The following is a 5826-nucleotide window of genomic DNA, read 5'->3' on the forward strand; positions in this document are numbered from 1 at the left end:
GTCGATACCTATGACGTGGCGTTCGGAACGGCGGCGCTGATCGTAGCGTTGCTGATGGCCGTCGGCACGGCAGTCCTGATGCATGTCCTTGGCGATCCAAGCGGAATTGCTGCCGGCTGCTTCGTCGGTGCCTGGTCGTTGCGCAGCCATATGCGCACGGCTTTCTTCGCACGGCGCCAGCAGGTTGTCGTCTCCGTCAGCGATGGCGCTTTTACAATCGCCGGCTGTGTCCTGACCGGGCTGTCGATCTGGTTGGTCCAAGACCCGCTGCAGACCGTGTTCTATGCACTAGCCGCGGCAAATGTTTTCGGCATTTTCGTCCTGGTCCGGCTGGCTCGGCGCTCGCTTCGCATCAGCTTCCGCATGCCGACCCGGCGACGCTATGTCAGGCTCTGGCCCCAGCTGCGCTGGTCGGCATTCAGCGCCACCACCACCAACATCCAGGGCCAATGTCTGGCGCTGCTGGTCGCCGGCATTGCCGGTCCTGCCGCCTACGCACCGCTGGCGGCGGTTCTGGTGCTGTTTGCCCCGCTGCGCATCATCAGCCTTGCTTTCGTCAACATGACGCAGCCGGATCTCGCCAGGCTGATGCGGAACAATGAAACGGGCCGTGTCTGGACGCAGGCCAAGATCTGGGCACTCGTCATGGGGTTTGGCGGCCTTGCATATGGATGCGCCATCATGTTCGTCCTGCCGATGATAAAATCCCAGGCTCTCCAGGACGCTTCGACCTGGTTCATCGGACTTTTCGTGATCGCGAATTTTGTCCCGATCATGCTCTATATCATGCCCCGCATCGTGCTTGAGATACTCGGCGATTTTCGGATCGTCGCGTTCACCACGACGGGCGGCGCGGTCGTCGGGCTGGCACTGATCGCGGCCCTGCTGGCAATCGCGTCTCCGCCGTGGGCGCTGTTGGGTTCCGCCGTCTCGGAGATGTTCGTGCTCGTGGCATCATGGTATTTCGCGCATCACCGCATGTGGAATATCGAGCATCCCGACGAGGCGCGCGACAGCCGGTTGGGCGCCTGGCGGCGCACGCTGTCGTTCGCCACGGCAAAGCGATAGGAAAAATATGGCAGTCCAGGCGGTGCAAATTGCTGCGGTGACCGGCTCGCCCGATGGCCAGTCCTCCCATCCGGCCGTCGTCGTCTCCAACGATGCATACACGGCGCGGCTCCACACCAGCCTGGAAGCGGTGAGGCCGCTCTGGTTGCGCCTTCAGGCGGACGGTGTGTGCACCGCCCACCAGAATTATGCCTGGGCCGAGGGGATCGTAGCGCGGCTGATGCCTGAAGGTGCGGAACTGCTCATCGTGGAGGTAAACGACGCCGTGACGGGCGTGCCGCGAATGCTGGTGCCGTTGATACGGCGACCGGCTTTCCGCCATCGAGTGATCGAGTGGCTGAGCTGTGGCGTTTGCGACTATTCGGCACCGTTGCTGGCCGATGCGAGCCCGTGGACGACGCAGTCGGCGCAGGCCGCGTGGGCCGCGGTGCGCTCCGTGCTGCCGCCGGCGGACCGTATCCAGATCAGGGGAATTCCGCAATCGATCAGCGGTGTCGCCAATCCGCTGGCCCTGCTGGCGGCCACGCGCGATTCCCTGCATACCAGCTTCGGCCTCGCCATCGACGGCGATCCGGAGACCGTCCTCAAGCGCCTATGCCGGCCATCCTTCGTCAAGGCTTTCAACAAGGACTGGCGTCGCCTCGAACGGCTTGGCGGCGTGGAACTGGTCGAAGCCAACACGCCGGCCCTGGTGGAGGTCATCTTCGCCGGCCTGGTCCGGATGCGGCTCAGCCGCTTTCGCGAACTGGGCCGCTTCGACCTGCTGACGCAGGCGGCGGTTGTCGATTTCTATCGAAACGCTGCTCTCGAGGGCCTGTCGGATGGGTCGGTGCGGCTCTTCGGGTTGCGTGTGGGTGAAGCTCTTATCGCGGTCCAATACCTGCTGATCCATCAAGTCACCGTTCATGCTCTGCTGATCTCAATCGATCAGGGCGCGGTGCCTAATGTCTCGCCTGGACTTCTGATCATGGGCAAGTTGATGAGCTGGGCGCGCGGGCGCGATTTCAATTATTTCGACCTGTCGGTAGGCAACCAGAGTTATAAGGAGCATATGGGTGCCTTGGGTTCGGGTCTGCGCGAGCTTTGCCACGGGATCACGGTGCGAGGCAGCGCCGTGAGCGCAGCCATCGAGATCCGCAACCGGGCCGAGGTGTTCGTGCGCTCCAAACCTCGGCTGCTGAAGAGGCTCCAGGGACTGATGCGGGGTTTGCGGCGCCTGCGCGGGGGATCAGAATGACGGGAGAAGCATGTGGCAAGCTACGCGGCGGGAACGACTCCGATAAAGGATTTGCCCGGTGGGCCGGTTTCCCCGACTGTCGCCAACGTTGATGCAACCGCGCACTTCACGGCTCGGCTGCACACCAGCTTCGACACCGTAAGGCTGCTATGGCTGCTCCTTGAAGCTCACGGCGTCTGCACTGCCCACCAGCATTATGCCTGGGTCGAAGGAATCGCCGCACGGCTGAAGCCCAAAGACGCGGATCTGGTCCTCGTCGAGGTGAGTGACGCAGTGACCGGCGCGCCGGCCATGCTGTTGCCGCTGATGCGGCGCCGGGCCTTCGGCCACCACGTGATCGAATGGCTGAGCTGTCGCGTGTGCGACTACTCAGTGCCGCTGCTGGCGGATGGGATAGAGTGGACCAGGCAGAGTGCCGACGCCATGTGGGCGGCGGTCCGTGCCGTGCTGCCACCGGCGGATCGCATCCATATCGCGGGAATTCCGCAGCAGGTCCACGGCGTGGCCAATCCGCTGGCACTGCTTTCGGTGGCGCGCGACTCCATCCAGGTCAGCTCCGGCCTCGTCCTGCATGGCGATCCGGAGACGCTCATCAAGCGGATCTGCAAGCCGTCCTTCGCCAAGGCCTTCCGCAAGCATTGTCGCGGCTTCGAACAGCTTGGTGGCCTCGCTCTGATCGAGGCCGACACGCCTGATCTGGCCGAGGAGCTCCTGGATGCTCTGTTGGAACTGCGGCTCAAGCGTTTCCGTGAGCTCGGGCGTTTCGACCTCCTGACGCAGGCGCCGGTCGTCGATTTTTACCGCGCCGCGGCGCTGCAAGGCCTGTCCAATGGATCGGTGCGGCTCTTCGGACTACGCGTCGGTGAAGCCTGGCTCGCCTCCATCTATGTGCTGGTCAGAAAAGGCACACTTCACGCCCTCCTGCTCGGCATCGACCAGAATGCGGTCGCCAATGTCTCACCCGGCCTGACGACGATGGGCAAGCTGATGATGTGGGGATGCGAGCGGGGCTTCGACTATTTCGACCTGTCGGTCGGCGGCCAGGGCTACAAGCAACATATCGGCGCCTCGAGCTCGGTACTGGCCGAGATCTGCGAACCGGTGACGGTGCGGGGCAGGGCTGCGAACGCAGCCATTTTGCTGCGCAGCCGGGTCGAAGGCATGACGCGGTCGCGTCCCCGGCTGCTCAAGGCCGTCCAGGGCCTGACGCGCCGCTTGCGGCGACTGAAGGACTGAGGAGGAGCGCTTGCCGGTCCTGCGATGCAGAGCACCAAGACCGGCAGGCAAGCTTGTTGACAGGGTTGGTTAGCTCTATATCTGAAAGCGCGGCTTGACGTTCAGAAATGAGTGTCACGGGCGGATTTTTTTAAGTTGGCGTTTTCGGCAGATCATCTCGATGAATGCAAGTTTAGGAGATGGGATTCGTTCCATCCTCATTATTCAAACGAAGTACATTGGAGATGTCGTTCTGACATCTGCTTTGGTTCGCAATCTACGTCTTTCTTATCCACAAGCATCGGTGACCATGCTTTGTGCGCCGGGTCTCAAGGAGTTCATCGTCGCGCAAGGGATCGCCGATGTTGCCGTTGGCTTTGAATCCCGTGGCAGAGGAAGGACTCTGCGCAAGCGTTTGAGCGACTATCGTGGCGTCATCTCTGATCTGCGGCGTCGAAGATTTGATCTTAGCATCGACCTTACCGATTCAAAAACCTCGCGGATCATGCATCGTTTGATCGGCGCTCCACTTCGCGTCGGCTTCGATCCTTCCGAGCATCCGATGAAGTTCTGGGAAATCCAGCTTGCAAACGTTCTCGCCGCGACCTTCGGACATGGCGGACCGCATTATCTCTACAGGAACCTGTCTCCTCTCCGCGCCCTTGGGCTGGATTGTGAGGATCCAACACCTCGGCTGCAGCCGACCAGTACTGCCCAGGAAGAGTGTGCCAGGCTTCTTGCGGAAAACGCTTTGGCGAAGAAGTCGTACGTGGCAGTGCATGCCGGCGCGAGGTTCGAAGGACGTTGTTGGCCGCCGCAACATTTTGCTGCGGTCATCGACGAAGTATACGCCAAAACCGGGCTGCGATCCCTCCTTGTTGGCGGGCCGGATGAAGGGCTTGCCGCGCAAAGGATCCTTGAAGTGGCAGCATCGCCGGTCGCAAGTGTCGTCGGAAAAGCCTCGCTTGAGGTCCTGACGGCATTGTTGGCCGAAGCGTCGATCTTTCTTGGCAATGAGAGCGGCCCGATGCACATCGCGGCCTCTGTCGGAACTCCAGCGGTGGGGCTGTACGGTCTGACGTCGCCAGAGCAATGGGGCCCGTTCGGTGTTCCCAACCGGACGCTCCAGCCGCCCATGCCTTGCCCGTGCATCGCTCCAGGTGTGTGTAAAGAAAACAACGCCGGTGGGGTCTATTGCGTCCAGCGGCTCCAGGTTGCCGATGTTGCGGCGGTGACACTCGATCTCATCGGCACGGAAGTTCAAAAATCTGCTCATTCGGGCATGCCGGCCGCGTAGCAGGGCGGCAGCGACGGGCGATTGTTTGGCGGCGCGCTTCACGTCTTGATTCAGGCCGAGGCTCAAACATCTTCAAAAGATTGGCAAATTTGACCGGGCCGCATCCTGCGCTGTCCGCGAAATTGACAGGACGGCGCGTCTCCGCCATCCTTGACCCCAGTCGTCAGGCTGCCGGCAGCGGCCGCGTTGTGTGTCTGGGGCGACCGAGGGCAGTGTCATGTTCAGTCCCGTCACAGGTCAGAATTCCAAGCGCGCCGCGGTGCGCAAGGCGCTCGATCGTCACAAGGTCTACATCACCGCGCAGCGTTTTTCGGCAGGCAGCTACCAGGCCCGGGTTCTGGTCGACGGCGAGGCCTATTGGGTCGACGAATTCCGGCTGAGCCAGCTGCAGCAGGGACTGTCGCCGGCGGAGCTCGAGTTGACGCCGGCCGTTGACGATTGAGCGCGACTGGCTTGTTCCTGGCCTCGGTGCTTCGACCTTTGCCATGACCACCCCGCCAAAGCTCCAATCCTACCGCGCGAGGCGTGAATTTTCCAAAACGCCGGAACCGGCAGGCGGCCTCATCACGGACGAAGGCAACCGCTTCGTTGTCCACAAGCACCACGCCACCGCAGACCATTATGATCTGCGCCTGCAGGTCGGCGATGTCTTGAAAAGCTGGGCGGTGCCGCGCGGGCCTTCGCTCAATCCGGCCGACAAGAGGCTGGCGGTCGAGACCGAGGATCATCCGCTCGAATATATCGACTTCGAGGGTGTCATTCCCGAGGGCGAATATGGCGGCGGGCCGATGATCGTCTGGGATACCGGCAGCTGGGCGCCGATGGACGATGTCGAAAAGAGTTTGCGCACCGGCGCCTTCAAGTTCCGGCTGGCCGGCGACAAGCTCAATGGCGGCTGGATGCTGACCCGGCTGAAGCCGAAACCCGGGGAAGACGAAAACAAGAAGAACTGGCTGCTGTTCAAGGAGCGCGACCTCGCCGCCGACACCGCGCTTGACATCCTCACGGC

The 5826-nt window shown here is 62.1% G+C and carries 6 protein-coding genes; all 6 read left to right on the forward strand.

The genetic code is table 11. The annotated features are described in order from the left end of the window. The coding region (locus tag EN939_RS18115) for a hypothetical protein (protein ID WP_127269107.1) at nt 1-1068 on the forward strand (1068 nt) is incomplete at its 5' end. A 7-nt stretch (nt 1069-1075) separates the two neighbouring features. Continuing rightward, nucleotides 1076-2305: a GNAT family N-acetyltransferase gene (locus tag EN939_RS18120; protein ID WP_127269108.1), complete on the forward strand. Its 1230-nt coding sequence runs from the start codon at nt 1076-1078 to the stop codon at nt 2303-2305. A 12-nt stretch (nt 2306-2317) separates the two neighbouring features. Beyond that, entirely contained in the window at nt 2318-3541 is a 1224-nt protein-coding gene (locus tag EN939_RS18125; RefSeq protein WP_127269109.1) for a GNAT family N-acetyltransferase, read from the forward strand. Nucleotides 3542-3635: 94 nt separating this feature from the next. Further along, a complete protein-coding gene (locus tag EN939_RS18130; RefSeq protein ID WP_306245672.1) occupies nt 3636-4817 on the forward strand; it encodes a glycosyltransferase family 9 protein in 1182 nt (393 codons plus the stop codon). Between the two features lie 217 nt (nt 4818-5034). Next, nucleotides 5035-5259 carry a hypothetical protein gene (locus EN939_RS18135; RefSeq protein WP_127269110.1) on the forward strand — a complete coding sequence of 75 codons (225 nt, stop codon included), beginning with the start codon at nt 5035-5037 and terminating at the stop codon, nt 5257-5259. A 43-nt stretch (nt 5260-5302) separates the two neighbouring features. Further along, the coding region (locus EN939_RS18140) for a DNA polymerase ligase N-terminal domain-containing protein (RefSeq protein WP_272483099.1) at nt 5303-5826 on the forward strand (524 nt) is incomplete at its 3' end.

The sequence above is a fragment of the Mesorhizobium sp. M7A.F.Ca.CA.002.05.1.1 genome (genome assembly GCF_003998335.1).
Lineage (GTDB): Bacteria > Pseudomonadota > Alphaproteobacteria > Rhizobiales > Rhizobiaceae > Mesorhizobium.

Bases quoted from the DNA above. Each gene is read 5' to 3' on its own strand.
- EN939_RS18120 (WP_127269108.1), top strand. From the start codon at position 1,076: ATGGCAGTCCAGGCGGTGCAAATTGCTGCGGTGACCGGCTCGCCCGAT.
- EN939_RS18135 (WP_127269110.1), top strand. From the start codon at position 5,035: ATGTTCAGTCCCGTCACAGGTCAGAATTCCAAGCGCGCCGCGGTGCGC.